Source organism: Nocardioides palaemonis (assembly GCF_018275325.1).
Classification (GTDB): Bacteria; Actinomycetota; Actinomycetes; order Propionibacteriales; family Nocardioidaceae; genus Nocardioides; species Nocardioides palaemonis.
The window spans coordinates 2,123,804-2,146,038 of the sequence record NZ_JAGVQR010000001.1; the positions used below are offsets into that span (position 1 = coordinate 2,123,804).

Genomic DNA, 22,235 nt, shown 5'->3' on the forward strand with positions numbered 1-22,235 from the left:
GGGTCGACGCTCCCCGCTGAGTCTCTCCGAGACTCAATGCGTGTGAGGCGCTGACCGCCCTGCCTGCTGCCTCGGCGGTCGAGTCTCCCGCAGACTCAACCACGATGGCAGAGCACGGACGCGCCGACCGGGTCGACCCTCGACAGTGAGTCGCCCAGAGACTCAGCCGAGAGGGTCATCCACCCCCTCGGCCCGCCTGTCCCGCCCGACGGGGCACCGTCCCCAGCGTCGTCGGTGTGCGGCCCCTGGACCACGAAGCGTCCACAGGACGGGTCCGGGCCGGCCTGGAGGGGGCCCTGTGGAGAGGCCGCGGCGCGCTGTCGCACGTCCGTCGTCAGATGGCTTCAGGACACGCGTCCGACCGGGACGCGGGCGACGACAGGACGGGCGAGGGCATGGACATCACCGGCGAGGAACACGGCGGGGCGGGCGAGCGCGCGACGGCACACGACCGGCACGGCGGTCCGCACACGCGCCGGAGCTGGGCCGGAGCCGTCGCCCAGGATCCGTCGCCCGACATGGCGGACTGGACCGAGGCGGAACGCGTGGCGTGGGGCCTGGGACCGTTCGACGGCGGGATGCCGGGGATGGTGCGGCGCGTACGTCGGATCCTGGACGTGTCGCAACGAGGACTGGCCGCGCTGCTCGGGGTGTCGCAGTCGGTGGTGGCGCGCTGGGAGACCGGGCGGACGAGCCCGCGCGTCGCGATGCTGCAGCGGATCCTGGGGCTCGCGCGGCTGGCCCTCACGGTCCACGACGAGGAGTCGGGCGAGCTGGTCGAGCCGATGCGTGACGACGGGGCGCGCACGCGGGGCGGGAGCCGGTTCCCCGCCCACACCGACATCCGCGCCACCGGATGGTGGCTGCCGCGTCACCTGCGGACGTGGACGTCGATCGAGGCGTGGGCGTGCCAGCGGCGCTCGCGGGCTGCGCTGGTCCCGCTGATCCGCCACCGCACGTCGCCGCACTGGAAGCGGGTCGAACGGTTCCTCCTCGGCACCCCGGACGACCACCCCGCGCTGCACCAGATGGTCGCCGAGGTCCAGTCCCTCGACGACCTGCGCGAGGCGCGCCGCCGTGCAGCCGGCAACGGCCACCCGCATCCGGCGGCCTGACCCCGGCGACCTGACCCCGGGCACGACACAGCGCCCGCCCTCGAACGAGGAACGGGCGCTGTCGCGTACAGGTCCGGTCGCGGCTCAGATGCAGTCGCGGCAGATGAGCTTCTTCTCGTCCGCCAGCTGCGAGCGGTGGTGGACCAGGAAGCAGCTCATGCAGGTGAACTCGTCGTCCTGGCGCGGCATCACCTCGACCGCGAGCTCCTCGTGCGAAAGGTCGGCACCGGGCAGCTCGAAGGACTCGGCAGCCTCCGTCTCGTCCTCGTCGACCTTGCCCGAGTTCTTGTCGTGGCGCCGCGCCTTGAGCTCCTCGATGCTCTCCTCGCTCTGGTCCTCCTCGGACTTGCGCGGTGCGTCGTAGTCGGTGGCCATCTCTCCCTCTCCCCATGCTGTGGAGGCGCCCTGCCGGGTCACGGCAGGGGCGTCGCCAGTTGTGCTCGTCGTCGGCGCCAGATTGTGCACCATGAACCGGTTCCGTGGTGAGCCGGTCCGCGACGTGTCGCCTGAACAGTGGCCACCGTCTCCCTATTCCCCGGGAGCCCGGGGCGTTGCTGCGGCGATCCTGATCGGAACCGACCACCTGTTCGGGTGGTCGGGAACGACGCCGGAGGACCCGCTCAGGCGTGGACGGGCTCGAGGAAGCCGGCCGACTCCAGTGCCGTCACGAACTCGTCCCAGCCGGCCGCGGGGCTTCCGACCACGACGACGTCTGCGGGCTCGGCCTCGGCCGTGTGGCGCCCGCGCAGCACCCCGAAGCGACCACCCGCCTCGCGCAGCACCAGCCCGCCCGCGGAGTGGTCCCAGGGCTGCGGTCCCGCCTCGACGTAGCCGTCGGCGGCCCCCTCGGCGACGTGGCACAGGTCCAGCGCGCACGATCCCATCCGGCGGATGTCGCGCACCTCCGGGAGCAGCGCGGCGAGGCACGCCGCCTGGTGCTCACGCACCTCGCGCTGGTAGCCGAACCCGGTGAGCACGAGCCGCTCGGCGAGCGGCGGGACGGGTCGCACCGCGAGCGGGACGCCGTCGCGGGTGCTGCCCGCGCCGGCCGCGGCCGCGTAGGTGAGCCCGGTCCAGATGGCGACCACGGCGCCGGCGACGACGTCGCCGTCGACCTCGACCGCCACGGAGACGGCACAGTCGGCGAGGCCGTAGAGGTAGTTCACGGTCCCGTCGATCGGGTCCACGATCCACCGCACGCCGCTCGTGCCCGGCCGGTCGTCGCCCTCCTCGCCGAGGACGGCGTCGTCGGGCCGGTGCTCGGCGATCCGGCGCCGCAGCAGGTCCTCGACGGCTCGGTCCGCCTCGGTCACCACGTCCACCGCGCTGGTCTTGGTGTCGGCGACCTCGATGCCGCCGCGCCGCATGTCGCGGGCCAGGCCGGCTCCCTCCCGCGCGAGCGCGACGGCCAGGTCGCGGAGCGCGGCCGGATCCGGACGCTCGGCTGCCGTCACGAGTCGGCCCCGCAGAGCGCGGGGCGCTCGCCGCGGGCGTTGGGGCAGCACCCGACGCCGCAGACGTCCGGGCCCGCGGGCATCGACCCGACGGCCGGGCGCTCGGGGGATCCGCCCCGCTCGGCGGCGGCGCGCTCCAGCACCAGGTCGCGGACCATCGCGACGAACCGGGGGTCGGTGCCGGCGGTCGCGGCGCGGGCGGCGCGGATGCCGAGGCGCTCGGCGGTCGCCATCGCCTCGGTGTCGAGGTCGTAGATGACCTCCATGTGGTCGGACACGAAGCCGATCGGGGCGAGGACGACGTCGCTCACCCCGTCGGTGGCCAGCTCCTCGAGGTGGTCGTTGACGTCGGGCTCGAGCCACGGCGTGGACGGCGCGCCCGAGCGCGAGCAGTAGACCAGGTCGTGGCGGTGCGCACGCCCCGTCGCCTCGCGCACCCGCCGGGCGATCTCGTCGGCCACGCTGCGGTGCTGCCGGACGTACGCGCCGCGCGGCTGCCCCGCCGGGTCGAGCGAGCCGCTGGTCTCCCCCATCGCCGTCGGGACCGAGTGGGTCACGAACACGAGCCGGGCCGTGTCCCCGTTGTCGGGCAGCTCCGAGAGCGCGGCCAGCACGGCATCGACGGCGGGCTCCACGAAGCCGGGGTGGTTGTAGTACTGCCGCAGCTTGTCCAGCCGCGGGGCGCCCGGCACCTGCTGCACCGCGTCGTAGAGGTTCTCCCGGTACTGCCGGCACGACGACCACGACGAGTACGCCGACGTGGCGAAGACCGCGGCGCGCTGGACGCCGTCCGCCGTCATCTGCGCGAGCGTGTCGGCGAGGTACGGGTCCCAGTTGCGGTTGCCGAAGTAGACCGGCAGGGCGATCCCCTGCTCGGCGAAGTCCTTCTCCAGCGCCGCGATCAGGGCGCGGTTCTGGTCGTTGATCGGGGACTTGCCGCCGAAGAGGAAGTAGTGCTCCCCCACCTGCTCGAGCCGCTCGCGCGGGATGCCGCGGCCGCGGGTCACGTTCTCGAGGAACGGGACCACGTCCTCGGGCTTCTCGGGGCCTCCGAACGAGAGGACGAGGAGGGCGTCGTAGGGCTGCACGTCGGGACCCGCGGAAGTCATGTCGACAGGATAGAGAGCGCCCCGATGCGCTCCGCGGGCACTCCTGGTCCGGACCGCCCGCCCATCGACGCGCAGATGGCCTACCGTGCGGCCATGACGACGCCCTTCGACGGCACCCGCTGGCGCAACTGGTCCGGCCTCGAGGAGGCCGTCCCCCAGCACGTCGAGACACCGGCCGACACCGCCGCGGTCGTCGACGCGGTACGCCGGGCGCGCCGCGACGGCACGACCGTCAAGATGACCGGCACCGGGCACAGCTTCACCGCGATCGCCGCGCCCGAGCACACGCTGCTCACCCCGGACGCGATGGCGGGGATCCTCGCCGTCGACCGCGAGGCGATGACCGTGACCGCCCGTGCCGGGACCCGTCTCGCGGACCTCAACCTCGCCCTCGAGCGGCTCGGGCTGTCGCTGCACAACATGGGCGACATCGCCGAGCAGACGCTGGCGGGCGCCACCTCCACCGGAACCCACGGCACCGGCGGCGTCGCGGCCGGCCTGGCCGCCCAGCTCGCCGCCCTCGAGCTCGTCGACGGGACCGGTGAGGTCGTGCGCGCCTCGGCGGGGGAGAACCCCGACGTCCTCGAGGTCGCGCGCGTCGGCCTCGGCGCGCTCGGCGTGCTGACCAGCCTGACCTTCCGCGTGGAGCCGCTCTTCGTGATCGAGGCGCACGAGCAGCCGATGCGCTGGGACGAGGCGCTGGCGTCCTACGACGACCTCGTCGCCGACGCCCACCACGTCGACATGTACTGGTTCCCCCACACCGACGCGATGATGGTCAAGCAGAACCACCGCACCGACCTCGAGCCGGGCGAGCAGGAACCGCCGTCGCGTCTCGCGGCGTGGCGCGAGGACGAGCTGGTCTCCAACACCCTCTTCGGGGTGCTGTGCCGCGTCGGGTCGCGCGCCCCAGCACTGATCCCCCGGATCAACCGGGTCGCCGGCCACGCCCTCTCCGAGCGGCGCTACACCGACCTGGCGCACCGCGTCTTCGTCAGCCCGCGGCGGGTGCGCTTCCGCGAGATGGAGTACGCGGTCCCGCGCGAGGTCGGCCTCGACGTGCTGCGCGAGTGCCGCCGGGTCATCGACGCGAGCGACTGGCGGATCGCGTTCCCGGTCGAGGTCCGGACCGCGCCGGCCGACGACATCGCGCTGTCGACCTCGCACGGCCGCGACAGCTTCTACCTCGCCTTCCACGTCCCGATGGACACCGACCATCGGCCGTACTTCGACGGCCTCGAGCCGGTGCTCCGCGAGGCGGGCGGGCGACCGCACTGGGGCAAGGTCCACACCCGCACGGCGGCCGACCTGGCTCCAGCGTACGACCGGTTCGACGACTTCCTCGCGATGCGCGAGCGGCTCGACCCGGACCGGGTCTTCGCCAACGCCTACCTCCGGCGGGTCCTCGGGGACTGACCGGGGACGAGCCGGCGTCGGACCGGCGTCAGACGTTGGCGGGCCCGCGCGGCATCGGGGCCTGCCAGCCGCGCACGAGCGCGAGCAGTCGCCAGCCCAGGCAGGTACCGAAGCCCGCCGCGGCGACCACGAGCAACGAGACGTCGGCCCGGTCGAGGACCACGGCGACGGCGGCCCCGGCCAGCGCCGGGGTGGCGTAGAGCGCGCCCTCGAAGATCACCGGCACCCGGCCGGCGAGGACGTCGCGGAGCACGCCGCCACCGATGCCGGTGACCATGCCGAGCAGCGCCGCGGGCAGCGGCCCGAGGCCGTAGTCGACGGCCTTGAGGGCGCCGGTCACGCAGAACAGCGCCAGCCCGAAGGCGTCGAAGAGGGTGACCACCCGCTCGAGGCGGCCCACGGTCGGGTGGAAGACGAAGGTGACGACGCCGGCGGCGACCGGGACGAGCAGGTAGCGCCAGTCCGCGAGCGCGGCCGGCGGGGTGGCTCCGATGAGGACGTCGCGGATGAATCCGCCGCCCAGCCCGGTGACGCCGGCGAGGACGGTCGCGGCGAAGAGGTCGAGGTGCTTGCGGACCGCGACCAGGGCGCCCGTCACCGCGAACACGAAGATGCCGAGCAGGTCGAGCACGACCAGCGTCACGGCGAGCTCGGGAGAGGGCACGGACGCACAGGCTAGTCGCACACCCGCGGCAGGCGCGCCGCAGGCGTAGCGCCGCCGGGGCGCGGCGCTGGCGTAGGCTCGCCGGAACGGATGCCGCGCACCACGACGGACCCATCCGCGACCCGCCCAGACCACCCGATCGCAGTCAGGAGCCCGCCGGCCATGGCACAGCTGACGTTCCGCGGACGCAGCGGTGACGGCAAGCGCCTGCTGCTGGTGGACGACGAGGGTCGCGAGCACTCCGTGGTGATCGACGCACGGCTCCGCCGCGCCCTCACGGGCGTGCCCGACAGCACCGGCCAGTTGGAGATCCCGATGGAATCAAGCCTCCGTCCCCGCGACATCCAGACGCGCATCCGCGCGGGTGAGACTCCGGAGTCGGTCGCCCACGCCGCCGGTACGTCGGTCGAGAAGATCATGCCGTTCGCGGCACCCGTGCTGGCCGAGCGAGCCCACGTCGCCGACCGCGCTCAGCTCGCCTCGGTGCGGCGCCGCTCGCCCGAGTCGGGTGCCCGCACCCTCGGCGAGGCCGTGAGCGCCCACCTGCGCACCCACAACGTCGACCCGAGCACGGTGGAGTGGGACGCCTGGCGCCGCGAGGACGGTCGCTGGACCCTCACCGGGCTCTACGACGTCGCCGGCCGCGCCGGCATCGCGACCTTCTCCCACGACCCGCGCGGCAACTTCGTCACGGTCGACGACGACGACGCCCGCTGGCTGGTCGGCGACGCGGCACCCGCCGCCGCGACCCCTGCGTCCGACGACCTCGCCGCCGCGCGCCAGCGCCGGCTCAGCGCGGTGGGCGACGAGGACCTCCCGCTCGGCGACGACGCCCTCGAGATGGTCTCCGGCGAGCAGCCATCGGCCACCGCGGAGGACGACACCGACGACGCCCCCACGGCTGAGCTGGCCGCGCTCGGCACCGAGCAGCCCGTCGAGGCCTACCTCGAGGGCACCGACGACGTCGCCCGCGCCGGGTCGTCCGAGCCGGCCGGCACCGACGACGCCCCCGACGAGCAGCCGGCCGCGCCGGCCGCCTCCGAGCCGCGCAGCAAGCCCGCGCGCAAGCGGGGCCGTGCCTCCGTCCCGAGCTGGGACGAGATCATGTTCGGCGGCGGCAAGAACGACTGACGGTGCGCCTGACCCACATCGGCGTCCACCCGCTCAAGTCCGGCGCCGCCCGCTCCGTCACGTCCGCCTCCGTGCTGCCGCGTGGCCTGCGCGACGACCGGTCGTGGATGCTCGTCGACGCCGAGGGGCGCCTGGTGTCCGCCCGCGAGTCGCGTGCGCTGCTCACCGTGGTGGCCGACACGTCGACCACCGACCCGACCGTGGCCGCCGGCCTGCGTCTGCGGGCGCCGGACCTCGACGACCTCGACCTGGCGGTCCCCACGGGCGACACCGTGCCGATCCGGTTGCACTCCCTCGACCTGCACGCGGTCCCGGTGCCGGAGGCGGACGCCTGGCTGGCGAAGGCGCTCGGTCGCGACGACGTACGCCTGGTGTGGTGCGACGACCCCACGCGGCGTCGGCTCCAGCCGGGCTTCTCGGTCGAGACCGACCACACCGCGTTCGCCGACTCCTTCCCCGTCACCATCGCCTCGCTCGCCTCGCTGCGCCGGCTCGACGACTGGATCACCGAGCAGGCCCTCGAGCGCGGCGAGGAGCCGCCGGAGGCCTTGCCGATGGAGCGCTTCCGCCCCAACCTGGTCGTCGACGGCGACGAGCCGTTCGCCGAGGACCGCTGGCGATCGGTCACCGTGGGCGCCGTGCGGTTCCGGGTGGCCAAGCCGGTCGGCCGCTGCGTGATGACCACCATCGACCCGGGGACGCTGACCACCGGCAAGGAGCCGGTCCGCACCCTCGCGCGTCGCCGGCTCGACGACGGCAAGACGTTGTTCGCGGTGCACCTCGTGCCGGAGACCTCCGGCCGGGTGAGCGTGGGCGACGAGGTCGTCGCCGACTGATCAACGCCCGGTCGCGACCGGGCGGGACGGGTCGGTGACCCACCCGCTCCAGCTGCCGGGGTAGAGCGCGGCGTCGATGCCCGCCGACGCCATCGCGACCAGGTCGTGGGCGGCCGTGACCCCCGACCCGCAGTAGGCCGCGACGGTTCGAGCGGTGTCGGCGCCGACGGCGGCGTAGACCTCGCGCAGCCGCTCGGGCGCCAGGAACCGGCCCCGCTCGTCGAGGTTGGCCGTGGTCGGCACGTTGACCGCGCCCGGGATGTGCCCGGCGACCGGGTCGACCGGCTCGGTCTCCCCCGCGTACCGCTCGACGGCCCGGGCGTCGACGAGGACCTCGACGTCGGTGACGTCGTCGGGGCCGACGACGCGCATCTGCTTGGTGGGGCTGACGTGGAAGTCCCCGGGCTCCGGTCGGACGTCCCCCGCCTCGACCGGGTGGCCGTCGGCACGCCAGGCGCTCAGGCCGCCGTCGAGGACCCGCACGTCGCGGTGACCGTGGTAGCGCAGCAGCCACCAGGCACGGGCCGCGGCGCGACCCTCCCAGTCGTCGTAGACGACCACCGGGCGGTCTCCGAGCACGCCGACACGGCGCATCGCTGCCTCGAAGGTCCCCTCGTCCGGCAGCGGGTGGCGCCCGCCGTCGCCGGGCGGTGCCGCGAGGTCGGCGTCGAGGTCGACGTACGCCGCTCCCGGAACGTGGCCGGCCCGGTGCTCGTCCCGGCCGGGTGGCCCGCCCATCCGGTAGCGCACGTCCAGCACGGTGACGTCGCCCAGCTCGCGGGCGAGGGCGTCCGGCGTGACCAGCGGGCCGCGGTCGGACAGGGCCCGGGGAAAGTCGTCCATGCCCGGCACGGTAGCCGTCGCCCCGGAGGGTCGCTGTGACAAGATCGCCCGGACATGGCTGAACTGCACTTCTTCACGGGCACGATGGACTCCGGCAAGTCGACGCTGGCGCTCCAGACCAACCACAACCACGCGGCGCGCGGACGGGTCGGGCGGATCTTCACCACCCACGACCGCGCCGGCCAGGCGGTGCTCTCCAGCCGGCTCGGGCTCACCCACGACGCGCTCGAGGTCGACACCGACTTCGACTTCTGGACCTACGTGGTCGACACCCTCACCCGCGGCGGTCGCATCGACTACCTGATCTGCGACGAGGCCCAGTTCTACTCCCCCGCCCAGATCGACCAGCTCGCCAAGGTCGTCGACGAGCTGCAGATCGACGTGTTCGCGTTCGGCATCCTCACCGACTTCCGCTCCCAGCTGTTCCCGGGCAGCGGCCGGCTCGTCGAGCTCGCCGACCGGATGAACGTCCTGCAGGTCGAGGCGCTGTGCTGGTGCGGCAAGCGCGCCACCCACAACGCGCGCACGGAGGACGGCGTGATGGTCACCGACGGCGAAGTGGTCGTGGTCGGCGACGTCGACCAGGTCGACGAGCCGCCCGCCCACGTCGCGTACGAGGTGCTGTGCCGCCAGCACCACCGGCGGCGACTCACCGCCGCGCGGGCCAAGGCCGTCAGCCTGGCGCCGGAGCCGCTCCCCTTCGGATGAGCCCTGGGCGGTTGAGTCGCCCAGAGACTCAGCTGCCGTCGATGACGGCTGAGTCTCCTGGAGACTCAGGTGCTGATGTCGGTTGAGTCTCCCAGGGACTCAACATGCCATGGGGGGTGAGTGGAGGTTGAGTCTCCGGGAGACTCACTCGTGCAAGGTGGCGCCGGGACCCCGGAAAGCCCGGCTCAGCCGAGGAGGATCGGGATGCTCATCTCGGCCGAGGTGAGCGACCCGTGCAGGCCGACGAGCGTGGTCTCGTAGGCGAAGTCGCGCGACGACACGACGGCCACATCCTCGTGGCAGGCGACCATCACGTCGCCCAGCCGCGGCAGGACGCCGGGGTGGACGGCGCCGAACCAGCCGCGCGCGACCGCGTCCTCGCGGGCGAGCACCGTGGCCCGTGGTCCGAGCACCTCGCGCCAGGTCGCGACCACGTCGGCGACCGCGCCGGCGGAGCAGTACACGTGGCGGAAGCGGGCCTCCCCGCCGAGGAGGGCCACGCCGTCGCGCATCCCGTCGACCGCGTCGACGTCGACCCGGGCCTGCGTGGGGCTGTCGACCATGCCGTGGTCGGCGACCACGAGCAGCCGGGTCGACGACGGCAGCGCCTCGCGGAGCTGCTCGGCCTCGGCGTCGACCATCGCCAGCTGTTGGAGCCACTGGGAGGAGGCGACCCCGAACTTGTGCCCGGTCCAGTCGAGGTCGGAGTCGTAGACGTAGGTCAGCGACGGGGTGTGCGCGGAGGCCGCCACGACCGCCGCGATGCGCTCGCCGACCCGGTCCGCGCCGACGTAGGTCGCGCCGCGCTGCGAGGCGACCGTGAGCCCGGATCCGTCGAAGTCGCGCTTGTTGACCGACGTGACGTGCACGCCGGCCCGCGCCAGCCGACCGAACGCGGTGGGGTGGGGCTGCCACTCGAGCGGGTCGACGTGCTTGTCCCAGCCGAGGTGGTTGATGAGCCGGTTCGTGCCCGGGATGCGGGCCGTGTAGCCCACCAGGCCGTGCGCGCCGGGTGGCAGACCGGTGCCGAGCGAGGTCAGCGAGGTCGCGGTCGTCGACGGGACCCCGGCCGTCCCGGTCACGCTGCCCTCCACGAGCGAGGCGAGGTAGGGCGCCGCGTGGGCGTGGCGGGCGAGCAGCTCGGCCCCGAGGCCGTCGACGAGGAAGACGACGTAGGACGGCGCGGACGGCAGCTCGAGGCCCGTCGGGTGGTCGGCCAGCGGCACCCCCAGCGCGCGCGCGACCGAGGGGACGACGTCGGCGAGCGAGCGGTCGCCGTACGCGGGCTCGGTCAGACCGGCCCCCTGCGACGCGGAGGGCACCGGGGGCACCGAGGTCACCGGGCGGTCATCCGCGGGTGCTCGCCGACAGGGCGTCGGCGAAGGCCAGCAGCCCGCCCACCGCGTCGGCGCCCTCGGCCGCGGCGGAGACGCGCAGCGTGTAGTCGTCGCCGGCCAGCGTGCCGGTGTAGCCGTGGTCGGCGTCGCAGGAAGGGTCGGAGCAGCCGGCCGGCTCCAGGTCGAGGCGTCCGACGCCGCCCCAGCCGATGGTGAGCACCGCCTCGGCGGGCGGCGCGACGCCGGCGGTCGGGTTCGCGACCATCCGCGTGACGACGACCGTGCGGATCGAGGCCAGGGTCACCGCCTCCGTCGTGGTGGACGTGTACGGCTCGGGCAGCAGGTCGTCCCCGGGGTGCTCGTCGGTGTGGGCGATGACCAGTCGGGTCGGCGTCAGCAGCAGGGCGGTGAGGTGCCGGCGCACCTCCTCGTGGTCGAAGGTCGTCTCGTGGTGGACGAAGTAGGAGACGACGTCCTCGCCCCCGGCGGCCGAGAACACGCCGTCGGCGACGACCTCCGGGTAGTAGCCGGTGCGGTGGATCGCCTGGCGGAGCTCGTCGGAGACGTCCGCGACGCGGGTGGAGCGGGGCATGGATGAAGTCTGTCACGCAACCCCGGTCAACCGGGGAGCGTGTCCCCCGGCATCGTGGACAGCCGCCGCACGAACCAGTCCGAGCGGGGGTCCTTGACCGGCTCGACCCGCACGCTCGCACCGAGGACGGTGGCGCCGTCGGCCCCCGCCAGCACGAGCGGGAGCTGGAGCGCCCGGACCTGCGGCAGGTCGTGCTGCAGCTGGGCGACTTGGCGCACCAGCCGCTCGATCTCCGCGACGTCGACGATCTCGCTGCCGCGGTAGCCGAAGAGCAGGGGCGATGCCTTGATCTCGCGGACCATGTCCTGCGCGTCGTGGTCGGCCAGCGGCGGGATCCGGTAGGACCGGTCGCCGAGCAGCTCGCTCAGCGGGCCGCCGATGCCGAACGACAGGACGGGGCCGAAGAGCGGGTCCTCCATCGTCGCGATGGTGACCGGGACCCCGGGCGGCGCGTTGCGCTGGACGACGAACCCGGCGCGTGCCGCGTCGGTGATGACCTGGTTGAGCGTCGTCCAGGCGTCCTGCATCTCCTCCGGGGTGTCGATGTTGCGCCACACGTGTGCGAGGTCGGGGCGGTCGCGCAGGTGCTCGGCGGTCGCCTTGAGGACGACGTCCCAGCCGAGCTGCTCGCCCGCGGCGACCGCCTCGTCGAGGGACTCCACGGCGTAGGTCTCCCACAGGTGGATGCCGTACGCGGCCAGCAGCCGGTGCTGCTCGGGGAAGTCGAGCTCGCGGCCCTCGGGGTGCTTCATCAGCAGCTCGTTGACGAGGTGCCGGGCGGCGTCGCGGTCGTTGACCTCCGCCTCGCCGCCACCGGTCTGTGGCACGCGGACCCACACGGCGTACTCGACGACGCGCGCGAGCGCCCGGACCGCCGCCTCGACCTCGGGGTAGGACGGCACCGATCCCCGTCCGGCGCTCGAGCCGGCGACGTCCGGCACGCGCAGCAGCTCGGGGACGCCCTCGGTGCCGAGGAAGGTCGACACGATCGGCTTGTCGGACTGCTCACCGACCGCGGCCAGCACGTTGGCGACGTCCTCGCGGGCGCCGGCGACGTTGAGCGGCGGGATGAAGATCGCGACCACCGAGTCGACCTCGGGGTCGTCGATCGCGGCGTCGAGCGCGTCCTCGAAGTCCTCCGCCGTGGCGTCGGCGCCCAGGGCGACCTGCTTGTTGACCACGAGGCCGACCGAGTTGGCGGCGTCCGCGGCGAGCAGCCCGAGCGCGTCCGAGTTGCCCACGATCGCCACCCGACGCCCGCGCGGCAGCGGCTGGTGCGCCAGCAGCTGGGCGACGTCGAACATCTCCTCCAGCGACTCGACCTGGATGATCCCGGCCTGGCGGAACATCGCGTCGACGGCCTCGGTGGGCGCCGCGATCTTGCGGACCGCGTGGCCCATCGGCACGCCCTGGGAGCTGCGCCCGGAGCGGACCGCGACGATCGGCTTGCGCCGGCTCACCCGCCGCGCGATCCGGGAGAACTTGCGCGGGTTGCCGATCGACTCGAGGTAGAGCAGGACCACCTCGGTGGCGTCGTCCTCCTCCCAGTACTGCAGGAGGTCGTTGCCGGACACGTCGGCGCGGTTGCCGGCGCTGACGAACGTGGTGAGGCCGAGGCCGCGGTTCTGGACCTTCTCCAGGATCGCCGAGCCCAGCGCGCCGGACTGGCAGAAGAAGCCGGCACGACCGCGCGGGGGCATCACCGACGACAGCGAGGCGTTGAGCGAGACCTCGGGGTCGGTGTTGATGATGCCGAGCGCGTTGGGGCCGATCAGCCGCAGGCCGTAGGAGCGCGACAGCCCGACCAGCCGGCGCTGGCGCTGGCGGCCCTCCTCGCCGGTCTCGGCGAACCCCGAGGAGATCACCACCAGCCCGTGGACGCCCTTCGCGGCGCAGTCGAGCACGACGTCCTGCACTGCCTCGGCCGGCACGGCGACGACCGCGACGTCGACCTCGCCGGGGATCTCCCCCACCGACTTCCACGCCGGCATGCCGGCGACGGAGTCCGCGCTCGGGTTGACCACGTGGATGCGGCCGGAGAAGTTGCCGAGCACGAGGTGGCGCACGAGGGCGCGGCCGATCGTGTCCTGGCGGCGGCTCGCGCCGATGATCGCGACCGACTTCGGCGAGAAGAACCGCTCGATGGACGCCTGCTCCGCACGGTGCTCGCGCTGCTCCATCACGCCGATCGCGGTCTCGGTCGGGTCGATGCGGAAGACCAGCTCCATCACGCCGTCCTCGAAGGCGCTCTTCACCTGGTAGCCGGCGTCCTTGAAGGTGTGGATCATCGCCTGGTTGTCCGGCAGCACCTCGGCGACGAACTCCTCGACGCCGCGCTCGCGCCCCGCCTGGGCGAGGTGCTCGAGCAGGAGCTGGCCGATCCCGCGCCCCTGGTGCTTGTCCTCGACGAGGAACGCCACCTCGGCGTAGCCGGGGCGGATGGTGTCGTAGCGACCGACGGCGATCATCTTCCCCGCGACCAGCAGGATCAGCGCCACCCGGTCGCGATGGTCGACGCGGGTGAAGCGGTCGAGGTCGCGCTCGGAGAGCTCGGGCATCGGCGAGAAGAACCGGTAGTACTTCGACTGGTCCGAGACGCGCGCGTAGAACTCGACGAGCAGCGCCCGGTCCTCGGGCTGCATCGGGCGGATGTGCGCCGTACGGCCGTCGCGCAGCAGGACGTCGGCCTCCCAGTGCCGTGGCGGCGCCGTCGTACCCGGCTCGTCGGTCGTCGCGTCCACGTCGCTCACACCGGCAATCTATCGGTGATACCCCGCCCGGCGTGCCCCTGTCGGCGGACGCGCCCCGACCGGGGACAATGGCCGGCATGGCACGACGTACGACGAAGCAGCCCCTCCCGGACGACTTCGAGGAGCACATCCTCGACACCGACATCCGCGACGAGATGCAGACGTCGTTCCTGGAGTACGCCTACTCCGTCATCTACTCCCGCGCGCTCCCCGACGCCCGCGACGGCCTCAAGCCCGTCCAGCGCCGGATCCTCTACACGATGGACGACATGTCGCTGCGGCCCGACCGCGGCCACGTCAAGAGCGCCCGCGTCGTCGGCGAGGTGATGGGCCGGCTGCACCCGCACGGCGACGTCGCGATCTACGACGCCCTCGTCCGGATGGCGCAGCCGTGGTCGATGCGGCTGCGCACCGTCGACGGGCACGGCAACTTCGGCTCGCCCGACGACTCCCCCGCCGCGATGCGCTACACCGAGTGCCGGATGGCGCCCGCCGCGGTCGCGATGACCGCCTCCATCGACGAGGACACCGTCGACTTCAAGCCCAACTACGACTCGCGCGAGATGGAGCCGGTCGTGCTGCCGGCCGCGATCCCGCACCTGCTCGTCAACGGCTCGGCCGGCATCGCGGTCGGCATGGCCACCAACATCGCGCCGCACAACCTGGTCGAGGTCGTCCAGGCGCTCAAGCACCTGATCACCCACCCCAAGGCATCGCTCGACGACCTGATGCGGTTCGTCCCCGGTCCCGACCTGCCCACAGGGGGAAAGATCGTCGGGCTCGACGGGATCCGCGACGCCTACGAGTCCGGGCGCGGCACCTTCAAGATGCGGGCCACGGCCCGGGTCGAGTCGGTCACCGCCCGCCGCAAGGGGATCGTCGTCACCGAGCTGCCCTACGGCGTCGGCACCGAGCGGGTGATGGAGCAGATCAAGAAGCTGGTCCTGGCCAAGAAGCTGCAGGGCATCGCCGACATCAAGGACCTCAGCGACCGCGACCACGGCCTGCGCCTGGTGATCGAGGTGAAGAACGGCTTCGTCCCTGAGGCGCTGCTCGAGCAGCTCTACCGCCAGACCGCGATGGAGGACTCGTTCGGCATCAACGCGGTCGCGCTCGTCGACGGCCAGCCCCGCACGCTCGGCCTCAAGCAGCTGCTCGAGGTCTTCCTCGGCCACCGCTTCGACGTGGTGCGGCGGCGCTCGGTCTTCCGGCGCACGAAGGCCGCCGACCGGCTCCACCTCGTCGACGGCCTCCTCATCGCGATCCTCGACATCGACGAGGTCATCCAGGTGATCCGCTCCTCCGACAACGCCGCCGCGGCCAAGGAGCGCCTGATCCAGGTCTTCGAGCTCTCCGAGGTCCAGGCCGACTACATCCTCGACATGCCGCTGCGCCGGCTCACGAAGTTCTCCAAGCTCGAGCTCGACAAGGAGAAGGCCGAGCTCGAGCGCACCATCGAGCACCTCGACGCGATCCTCGCCGACGAGAAGCTGCTGCGGAAGGTCGTCTCCGACGAGCTCGGCGACGTCGCCAAGGAGCACGGCACCCCGCGCCGGACCGTGCTGCTCGGCGCCGCGCCGGCGGTCTCGGCCGCCGCGACGGCCGTCGAGGTGTCCGACGACCCGTGCTTCGTGCTGCTCTCCTCGACCGGCCTGCTCGCCCGTACGCGCGACACGTCCGCGCTGGGCTCGGGCGGCGACCGGGCCAACCACGACGTCGTCGTGTCCGCGGTGCTGACCTCCCGGCGCGGCGAGGTCGGGCTGCTCACCAACCGCGGCCGGCTGGTGAAGGTGGCCGTCCTCGACATCGGCGCCGAGCTGCCCGCCACCGCCAACGACCCGAACGTCGCCGGTGGTGTCCCGCTGACCGAGCTGGTCTCGCTGGAGGCCGGCGAGCGGGTCCTCGCCCTCACCACCCTCGCCAGCGACGGCTGGGGCCTCGCGCTCGGCACCCGCGACGGCGTCGTCAAGCGGGTCAACCCCGAGGTGCTCAACCGCGACGACTGGGAGGTCATCGGGCTCAAGGACGGCGACGAGGTGGTGGGCGCCGTCGAGCTGCGCACCGGCGACGAGGAGCTCTGCTTCATCTCCACCGACGCCCAGCTGCTGCACTTCCCCGCCTCGGGCGTACGCCCCCAGGGACGCTCGGGCGGCGGCATGGCGGGCATCAAGCTCGGCCTCGGGCAGCGGGTCGCGTTCTTCGGCGCCTTCGACCCCGCCGACGCGGTCGTGGTGACGGCCTCGGGCTCCTCGACCGCGCTGGAGGGCACCGAGCCGGGGGCGGTCAAGGTGACGCCGTTCAGCGAGTACCCCGGCAAGGGCCGCGCCACCGGCGGCGTGCGCAGCCACCGCTTCCTCAAGGGCGAGGACGTCCTCGTCACCGCCTGGGCGGGCCCCGGGCCCGCCCGCGCGGCGGCGGCCAGCGGGGCGCCGGTCGAGCTGCCGGCGGCCACCGGCAAGCGCGACGGCTCGGGCGTGCCGGCCCCGCAGCCGATCGCCGCGGTCGCCCCGCCCGCGGCCAGCCAGGTCGACGCCGACGCGTCGGAGCCGCCGGCGACCGCGCCTGTGGAAGGCTGAGCGCATGCGTGCTCCCCTCACCGGACGAACCCGTCTCACCGCGACGGCCACGGCCGTCCTCCTGGCCCTGCCGACCCTCGCCGCCTGCTCGGGCGACGACTCCCAGGCCGCCGACGGCACGTCGCCCGAGGAGGTCCTGTCCGAGGCCTCCACCAAGCTCGCCCGGACCAGCGGCGTCGACCTCACGCTGTCGACGCCCGCCCTGCCGGACGGCGTCGCGGGGATCAAGGAGGCCGCCGGCACGGTGACCGACGCGCCCGCCTTCGAGGGCACGATCACCGTGGTCTTCGCCGGGCAGACCGTCGACGTCCCCGTGGTCTCGGTCGACGACACGGTCTACGCACAGCTCCCGTTCACACCGGGGTGGAACAAGGTCAACCCCAAGGAGTACGGCGCCCCTGACCCGTCGGGCCTCGTCGGCCAGGACGGGTTCGCCGGCCTGCTCAACCTCACCGACTCCCCCGAGGCGGGCGAGAGCGTGCGCGGCGGCGCGGACAACAAGGAGGTGCTCACCACCTACTCCGGCACCCTCCCCGGCGACGCGATGGACGCCGTGATCCCGTCGGCCTCCGGTGACTCCTTCGACGCCGAGTGGCAGGTGAGCGACGACGGCGAGCTGCGCAAGGCGACGCTCACCGGGGTGTTCTACCCCCACACCGACCCGATGACCTACACCGTCGAGTTCGCCGACTACGGCACGGAGAAGGACATCACCGCGCCGTGAGCCGGCCCTCGGAGCCGTCCACGGACACGGTGCCGCGCAGCTCGCGGCTCCTGCTCGCGATCGCCGCGGTCGCCGTCGCGTTCGCCGCGGCGGACACCTACGTGGTGGTCCTCGCGCTGCCCGACATGATGACCGGCGTCGGGATCCCGATCGACCAGCTCCAGCGCGCCGCCCCGATCGTCAGCGGCTTCCTGCTCGGCTACGTCGCGATGCTCCCGCTGATCGGGCGCATCGCCGACCTGCGCGGACGCGTCCCGGTGCTCGTCATGGCGCTGGTCCTGTTCGCGCTCGGGTCGCTGGTGACGACGCTCGCCTACGACATGCCCAGCATCGTCGCCGGACGCTTCCTGCAGGGCGTCGGCGGCGGCGGACTGGTCCCCGCGACGCTCGCGCTCGTCGCGGACCTCTACCCCGTCGACCGCCGCGGCGTCCCGCTCGGTGTGGTGTCGGCGGTCCAGGAGGTCGGGTCGGTCCTGGGGCCGCTGTTCGGCGCGCTCGTCCTGGCGGTCGCCGACTGGCGGGCGATCTTCGCGGTCAACCTCGCGGTCGGCCTGGTCCTCGCCGCCGCGGTCCGCGCGCTGGCCCGCTCCTCGGTGGTCGAGGCGCGAGCCGATACCTCGGTGGTTGAGGTGCGAGCCGATACCTCGGTGGTTGAGGTGCGAGCGGAGCGAGCCTCGAAACCCCGCCCCGACCTCGTCGGCCTCCTCCTCGTCGTGCTCACCCTCGTCGCGGGCGGCGTCGTCTTCCTGCGCCCGCCGGCGCTGATGCGCGACCTGACGTGGGGGCAGCTCTTCATCCCGTTCGCCGGCGACGGCCGCTGGCTGACTCCCGCGGGCACGGCGGCGGTCGCGGCGCTCGCCCTCCTGCTCGCGTGGTCGTGGTTCGCCCCTCGCCCGCTGCTCGACCTGCGCGGCTGGGTGCGGGTGCTGCTCGAGGCCGACCTCGTCGGGGCGCTGCTGCTGGCCCTGGCGCTCGGCGGGGTGATCCTCGCGTTCGCCACCGCTGACCCCAAGGTCGAGGTCTTCTCCCCGCGCGGCCGCTGGTACCTCCTCGGCGCGCTCGTCGCCACCGCCGCCTTCGTCTGGCACGTACGCCGCGCGGCCGCGCCGCTGGTGCCCCGCGGCGCGCTGCGGCGTACGCCCGCGTGGGGGGCGCTGCTCGTCAGCTTCTTCGTCGGCGCGGCGCTGATCGCGGCGCTCATCGACATCCCGCTCTTCGCCCGCACCACGGTCTACCCCGACGACCAGCTCCCGGCGGCGCTGGTGCTGGTCCGGTTCCTCCTCGCGCTGCCGGTGGGCGCGGTCGCCGGCGGCTACCTGATCCGCAGCGTCGCGCCGGGCGTCGTCACGGCCGGTGGCATGCTGCTCGCCGCCGCCGGCTTCGTGCTGATGACCCGGTGGGGGCTCACGACCATCGAGGAGCCGGTCGCCAACGTGGCGCTGGTCGTCGGCGGCCTCGGCTTCGGCCTCGCGCTCGCACCGGTCAACGCCGCGCTCCTCGCCTTCACCGACGACGACGTCCACGGCGTCGCCAGTGCCTTCGTCGTCGTCGCCCGGATGGTCGGCATGCTGGTCGGGATCTCTGCCCTCACCACGATCGGGCTGCGGCGCTACTACTCCGAGCAGCAGGCGATCCCCCCGGTCCAGGACGTGTGTGACGGGAAGAGCCGGTGCACGGCGTTCTCCGACCTGCTCCGCGTCGCCGGCATCGCCCAGGAGCACGCCGTGTTCTGGGGCGCGGCCGGGTGCGCGGTGGTGGCGGCGGTGCTGGCGCTCGTGCTGTTCCGCGAGGTCCGGCCCACCCGGCTCAGCACCCGGGACCTCTTCGCCTCCGGTGGCTGACGGGCGCTAGCCTGCGGGTCGTGGCTGACTCCTCGCACGACTTCGACGACCTGCTCGACGCCAACCGCGCCTTCGCCGACGCCTTCGACCTCGGCGGGTTCGACGGCAAGGCCCACGCCGGGATCGGCCTGATCACCTGCATGGACTCGCGCATCGACCCACTGCGCATGCTGGGGCTCAAGCAGGGTGACGCCAAGATCTTCCGCAACCCCGGTGCGCGGGTCACGCCGCAGGCGCTCGAGGCGCTGGTGCTCGGCGTCCACCTGCTCAACGTCCAGCGGATCCTCGTGGTCCCGCACACCCGCTGCGCGATGGCCTCGGCCAGCGAGCAGGAGCTGCGGGTCAAGGTCGGCGAGTCAGCGGGCGTCGACGCCAGCTGGGCGTCCTTCGGGGTGGTCACCGACCAGCTCGACCAGCTGCGCCAGGACGTCGCCAAGGTCCGCACCCACCCGCTGATCGGCGACCGTGCCAAGGTCGGCGGCTTCCTCTACGACGTCGACTCCGGGCTGCTCACCCAGCACGTCTGAGCGCGGGGCTGAGACGCCTTTCAGCGATCCCCGGCCGACCGGGGATCGCTGAACATGTCAGGGCGTGCACGGCCTGACAAGTTCAGGAAGGGCCTGACAACCCCTGGCGTCCGCCCGTGCCCCGACCCTCGGCCTGCATCTGCGCGATGCGCTGGTCGGTCCGGTCGATCCGGTACGCGTCGAGCGTCCCGTGGCGCACGCCGAGCCGGATGATCCAGTAGACGACGAGCGCAGCGAGCGCCCAGAGCACGAGCAACAGGAGCAGCGGCACCGCGGATTCCAGCATGCGAGCAGGCTAGCGGCATCGGGTGGCCCCGGCGCGGACCTCAGGCGTCCAGCGTCTCCACGTCGACCTCGTAGGCGCCCTGCACGATGAACTCCTTGCGCGGGGCGACGTCGGAGCCCATCAGCAGGTCGAAGACCCGGCTGGCCTCGTCGACGTCGTCGATCGTGAGCTTGCGCAGCGTGCGGTGGCGCGGGTCCATCGTCGTCTCCGCGAGCTGGTCGGCGTCCATCTCGCCGAGGCCCTTGTAGCGCTGGACCGGCTCCTTCCAGCGGACGTTCTTGCGCTTCAGGTCGGCCAGCTTCCGCTGCAGCTCGGCGTCGGAGTAGGTGTAGATGTACTTGTCCATGCCCTTCTTCGGGTTGGACAGCTCGATGCGGTGCAGCGGGGGGACGGCGGAGTACAGCCGGCCGTCGCGCACCAGGTCGGGCATGTACTTGAAGAACAGCGTCGCCAGCAGGCAGCGGATGTGGGCGCCGTCGGAGTCGGCGTCGGCCATCAGGATGATCCGGCCGTAGCGCGCGGCCTCGAGGTCGAAGGTGCGCCCCGACCCGGCGCCGACCACCTGGATGATCGAGGCGCACTCGGCGTTCTTGAGCATGTCGCCGACCGAGGCCTTCTGGACGTTGAGGATCTTGCCGCGGATCGGCAGCAGCGCCTGGAACTCGCTGCTGCGCGCCGCCTTCGCGGTGCCCATCGCCGAGTCGCCCTCGACGATGAACAGCTCGGTGCGGTCGGTGTCGGTGCTGCGGCAGTCGAAGAGCTTGGCGGGCAGCGCGGAGGACTCCAGCGCGTTCTTGCGGCGCTGGTTCTCCTTGTGCTGGCGGGCGGCCAGCCGGGTCTTGGACGCCCCGGCGACCTTCTCCATCAGCAGCTTGGCCTGCGCCTTCTCGGCGCGCTTGGTGGAGGTGAGGAACGCCTTGAGCTCCCCGGCCACGACCTTGCGGACCACGCTGCGCGCGGCGGGCGTGCCGAGGATCTCCTTGGTCTGGCCCTCGAACTGCGGCTCGGCGAGCCGGACGGTGACCACGGCGGTCAGGCCCTCGAGGACGTCGTCCTTGATCACGTCGGTGTCGGCGGCCTTGAGCACCTTCGCACCGCGCATGGCGTCGTTGAAGGTCTTGGTCAGCGCGGCCTCGAACCCGCCGACGTGCGTGCCGCCCTTGGGGGTGGCGATCACGTTGACGAACGAGCGCAGCTCGGTGTCGTAGGCGGTGTCCCACCGCACGGCCACGTCGACGGCCAGCTCGCGCTCGACCTCCTGCGGCGTCATGTGCCCCTGGTCGTCGAGCAGCGGCACGGTCTCGGTGAAGGTGTCGGTGCCCTGCAGGCGCAGGATGTCGGTGACCGGCTCGCCGTGGGAGAGGAACTCCACGAACTCAGCGATCCCGCCGTCGTGGCGGAACTTCTCCTCGACCATCTCGCCGGCGCGCTGGTCACGGATGACGAGCTCGAGGCCGGGCACGATGTACGACGTCTGGCGGGCGCGCCCGACCAGGCCGTCCATCTCGAAGCGGGCGTCCTTGGTGAAGATCTGGCGGTCGGGCCAGAAGCGGATCCGGGTGCCCGTCCTGCCCTTGGCGACGCGCTTGCCCTTGCGGGTCAGCCCGGACTGCGGCGTGAACGCGGCGCCGGGACCGTCCCCGTCGAACACGCCGGGCACGCCGCGCTGGAACGAGAGGCCCTGCTGGGCCGGCGAGCGGTCGACGTCGATGTCCATCCGCGAGGACAGCGCGTTGACGACCGACAGGCCGACGCCGTGCAGGCCGCCGGTCGCGACGTAGGACCCACCGCCGAACTTGCCGCCGGCGTGCAGCTTGGTCGCCACCACCTCGACACCCGGCAGCCCCGTCTTGGGCTCCTTGTCGGTCGGGATGCCGCGGCCGTCGTCGTAGACCTCGACCGAGCCGTCGTCGTGCAGCGTCACCTCGACGAGTCGCGCGACACCGGCCAGCGCCTCGTCGACGCCGTTGTCGATGATCTCCCAGAGGCAGTGCATGAGGCCGCGGGTGTCGGTCGACCCGATGTACATGCCCGGGCGCTTGCGCACGGCGTCGAGGCCCTCGAGGACCAGGAGGTGCGCTGCGTTGTAGGTGTTGTCTGCCGGTGCTGCCACGGACGTCCTGTCGTGCTCGGGTGGATCTCGGAACGCCCCGACACTACCCGCGACACGCCGTCGCGCCGCGCAGGCACGCCTGCAGGCCCGCCTGCAGGGGCGTGGGGGCCGACACCCACCCGGTCTAGCCTGGACGTCCGGACGTTGGTCCCTCGTCCACAACATCCGGTACACGCTTGCGGACAACGCCCACGTCGGACGACGTGGCGTGAT

19 protein-coding genes are annotated in these 22,235 nt (G+C 73.0%); 9 read left to right on the forward strand and 10 right to left on the reverse strand.

The genetic code is table 11. The features are described from left to right. Positions 1-338 precede the first annotated feature (338 nt). Positions 339-1,115, forward strand: coding sequence for a helix-turn-helix domain-containing protein (locus tag KDN32_RS10430; RefSeq protein WP_211731904.1), 777 nt, complete (start codon positions 339-341; stop codon positions 1,113-1,115). Positions 1,116-1,199: 84 nt separating this feature from the next. Here KDN32_RS10430 and KDN32_RS10435 read toward each other — a convergent pair whose 3' ends face one another. The 3 genes from KDN32_RS10435 to KDN32_RS10445 form a co-directional block, all read right to left on the reverse strand. Next, complete coding sequence (locus tag KDN32_RS10435) at positions 1,200-1,490, reverse strand: DUF4193 domain-containing protein (RefSeq protein ID WP_056600397.1); 291 nt, start codon at positions 1,488-1,490, stop codon at positions 1,200-1,202. 245 nt (positions 1,491-1,735) lie between these two features. After that, positions 1,736-2,569, reverse strand: a complete 834-nt coding sequence (locus KDN32_RS10440) for an inositol monophosphatase family protein (RefSeq protein WP_211731905.1) — start codon at positions 2,567-2,569, stop codon at positions 1,736-1,738. Beyond that, the gene (locus tag KDN32_RS10445) at positions 2,566-3,678 is read right to left on the reverse strand and encodes a ferrochelatase (protein WP_211731906.1); all 1,113 of its coding nucleotides are present in this window, start codon (positions 3,676-3,678) and stop codon (positions 2,566-2,568) included. Before KDN32_RS10445 ends, KDN32_RS10440 begins: the two co-directional genes overlap by 4 nt. Positions 3,679-3,771: 93 nt before the next feature. Between KDN32_RS10445 and KDN32_RS10450 the strand changes: the two genes are divergently transcribed. Next, a complete protein-coding gene (locus KDN32_RS10450; RefSeq protein ID WP_211731907.1) occupies positions 3,772-5,094 on the forward strand; it encodes a D-arabinono-1,4-lactone oxidase in 1,323 nt (440 codons plus the stop codon). Positions 5,095-5,122: 28 nt separating this feature from the next. Here KDN32_RS10450 and KDN32_RS10455 read toward each other — a convergent pair whose 3' ends face one another. Then, positions 5,123-5,758, reverse strand: a complete 636-nt coding sequence (locus tag KDN32_RS10455) for a trimeric intracellular cation channel family protein (RefSeq protein ID WP_211731908.1) — start codon at positions 5,756-5,758, stop codon at positions 5,123-5,125. A 162-nt stretch (positions 5,759-5,920) separates the two neighbouring features. Between KDN32_RS10455 and sepH the strand changes: the two genes are divergently transcribed. Further along, positions 5,921-6,889, forward strand: a complete 969-nt coding sequence (sepH, locus tag KDN32_RS10460) for a septation protein SepH (RefSeq protein WP_211731909.1) — start codon at positions 5,921-5,923, stop codon at positions 6,887-6,889. A 2-nt stretch (positions 6,890-6,891) separates the two neighbouring features. Then, entirely contained in the window at positions 6,892-7,725 is an 834-nt protein-coding gene (locus KDN32_RS10465; protein WP_211731910.1) for an MOSC domain-containing protein, read from the forward strand. On the opposite strand, the gene KDN32_RS10470 is transcribed toward KDN32_RS10465, so the two are convergent. Beyond that, complete coding sequence (locus tag KDN32_RS10470) at positions 7,726-8,568, reverse strand: sulfurtransferase (protein WP_211731911.1); 843 nt, start codon at positions 8,566-8,568, stop codon at positions 7,726-7,728. A 54-nt stretch (positions 8,569-8,622) separates the two neighbouring features. On the opposite strand from KDN32_RS10470, the gene KDN32_RS10475 reads away from it, so the two are divergent. After that, the gene (locus tag KDN32_RS10475; RefSeq protein ID WP_211731912.1) at positions 8,623-9,276 is read left to right on the forward strand and encodes a thymidine kinase; all 654 of its coding nucleotides are present in this window, start codon (positions 8,623-8,625) and stop codon (positions 9,274-9,276) included. 185 nt (positions 9,277-9,461) lie between these two features. Here KDN32_RS10475 and KDN32_RS10480 read toward each other — a convergent pair whose 3' ends face one another. Genes KDN32_RS10480 through KDN32_RS10490 form a run of 3 tightly spaced genes read right to left on the reverse strand, consistent with a single transcriptional unit; the run spans position 9,462 to position 13,955 of the window. Next, entirely contained in the window at positions 9,462-10,616 is a 1,155-nt protein-coding gene (locus tag KDN32_RS10480) for an alkaline phosphatase family protein (RefSeq protein WP_307853932.1), read from the reverse strand. A 7-nt stretch (positions 10,617-10,623) separates the two neighbouring features. Then, complete coding sequence (locus tag KDN32_RS10485) at positions 10,624-11,205, reverse strand: DUF5998 family protein (RefSeq protein ID WP_211731913.1); 582 nt, start codon at positions 11,203-11,205, stop codon at positions 10,624-10,626. Positions 11,206-11,231: 26 nt separating this feature from the next. Then, on the reverse strand, positions 11,232-13,955 hold the full coding sequence (locus tag KDN32_RS10490) for a bifunctional acetate--CoA ligase family protein/GNAT family N-acetyltransferase (RefSeq protein ID WP_307853934.1): 2,724 nt from the start codon (positions 13,953-13,955) through the stop codon (positions 11,232-11,234). A 77-nt stretch (positions 13,956-14,032) separates the two neighbouring features. On the opposite strand from KDN32_RS10490, the gene KDN32_RS10495 reads away from it, so the two are divergent. Genes KDN32_RS10495 through KDN32_RS10510 form a run of 4 tightly spaced genes read left to right on the forward strand, consistent with a single transcriptional unit; the run spans position 14,033 to position 19,623 of the window. Continuing rightward, on the forward strand, positions 14,033-16,531 hold the full coding sequence (locus tag KDN32_RS10495) for a DNA gyrase/topoisomerase IV subunit A (protein WP_211731914.1): 2,499 nt from the start codon (positions 14,033-14,035) through the stop codon (positions 16,529-16,531). A 4-nt stretch (positions 16,532-16,535) separates the two neighbouring features. Then, the gene (locus KDN32_RS10500; protein ID WP_211731915.1) at positions 16,536-17,255 is read left to right on the forward strand and encodes an LppX_LprAFG lipoprotein; all 720 of its coding nucleotides are present in this window, start codon (positions 16,536-16,538) and stop codon (positions 17,253-17,255) included. Continuing rightward, positions 17,252-19,096 (forward strand): MFS transporter, encoded by a 1,845-nt coding sequence (locus KDN32_RS10505; RefSeq protein WP_307853935.1) that lies wholly within the window; start codon positions 17,252-17,254, stop codon positions 19,094-19,096. Before KDN32_RS10500 ends, KDN32_RS10505 begins: the two co-directional genes overlap by 4 nt. Positions 19,097-19,116: 20 nt before the next feature. Further along, the gene (locus KDN32_RS10510; RefSeq protein WP_211731916.1) at positions 19,117-19,623 is read left to right on the forward strand and encodes a beta-class carbonic anhydrase; all 507 of its coding nucleotides are present in this window, start codon (positions 19,117-19,119) and stop codon (positions 19,621-19,623) included. 82 nt (positions 19,624-19,705) lie between these two features. Here KDN32_RS10510 and KDN32_RS10515 read toward each other — a convergent pair whose 3' ends face one another. Beyond that, positions 19,706-19,909: a hypothetical protein gene (locus KDN32_RS10515; protein WP_211731917.1), complete on the reverse strand. Its 204-nt coding sequence runs from the start codon at positions 19,907-19,909 to the stop codon at positions 19,706-19,708. 40 nt (positions 19,910-19,949) lie between these two features. Beyond that, complete coding sequence (locus tag KDN32_RS10520; RefSeq protein ID WP_504739247.1) at positions 19,950-22,022, reverse strand: DNA gyrase/topoisomerase IV subunit B; 2,073 nt, start codon at positions 22,020-22,022, stop codon at positions 19,950-19,952. Positions 22,023-22,235 lie beyond the last annotated feature (213 nt).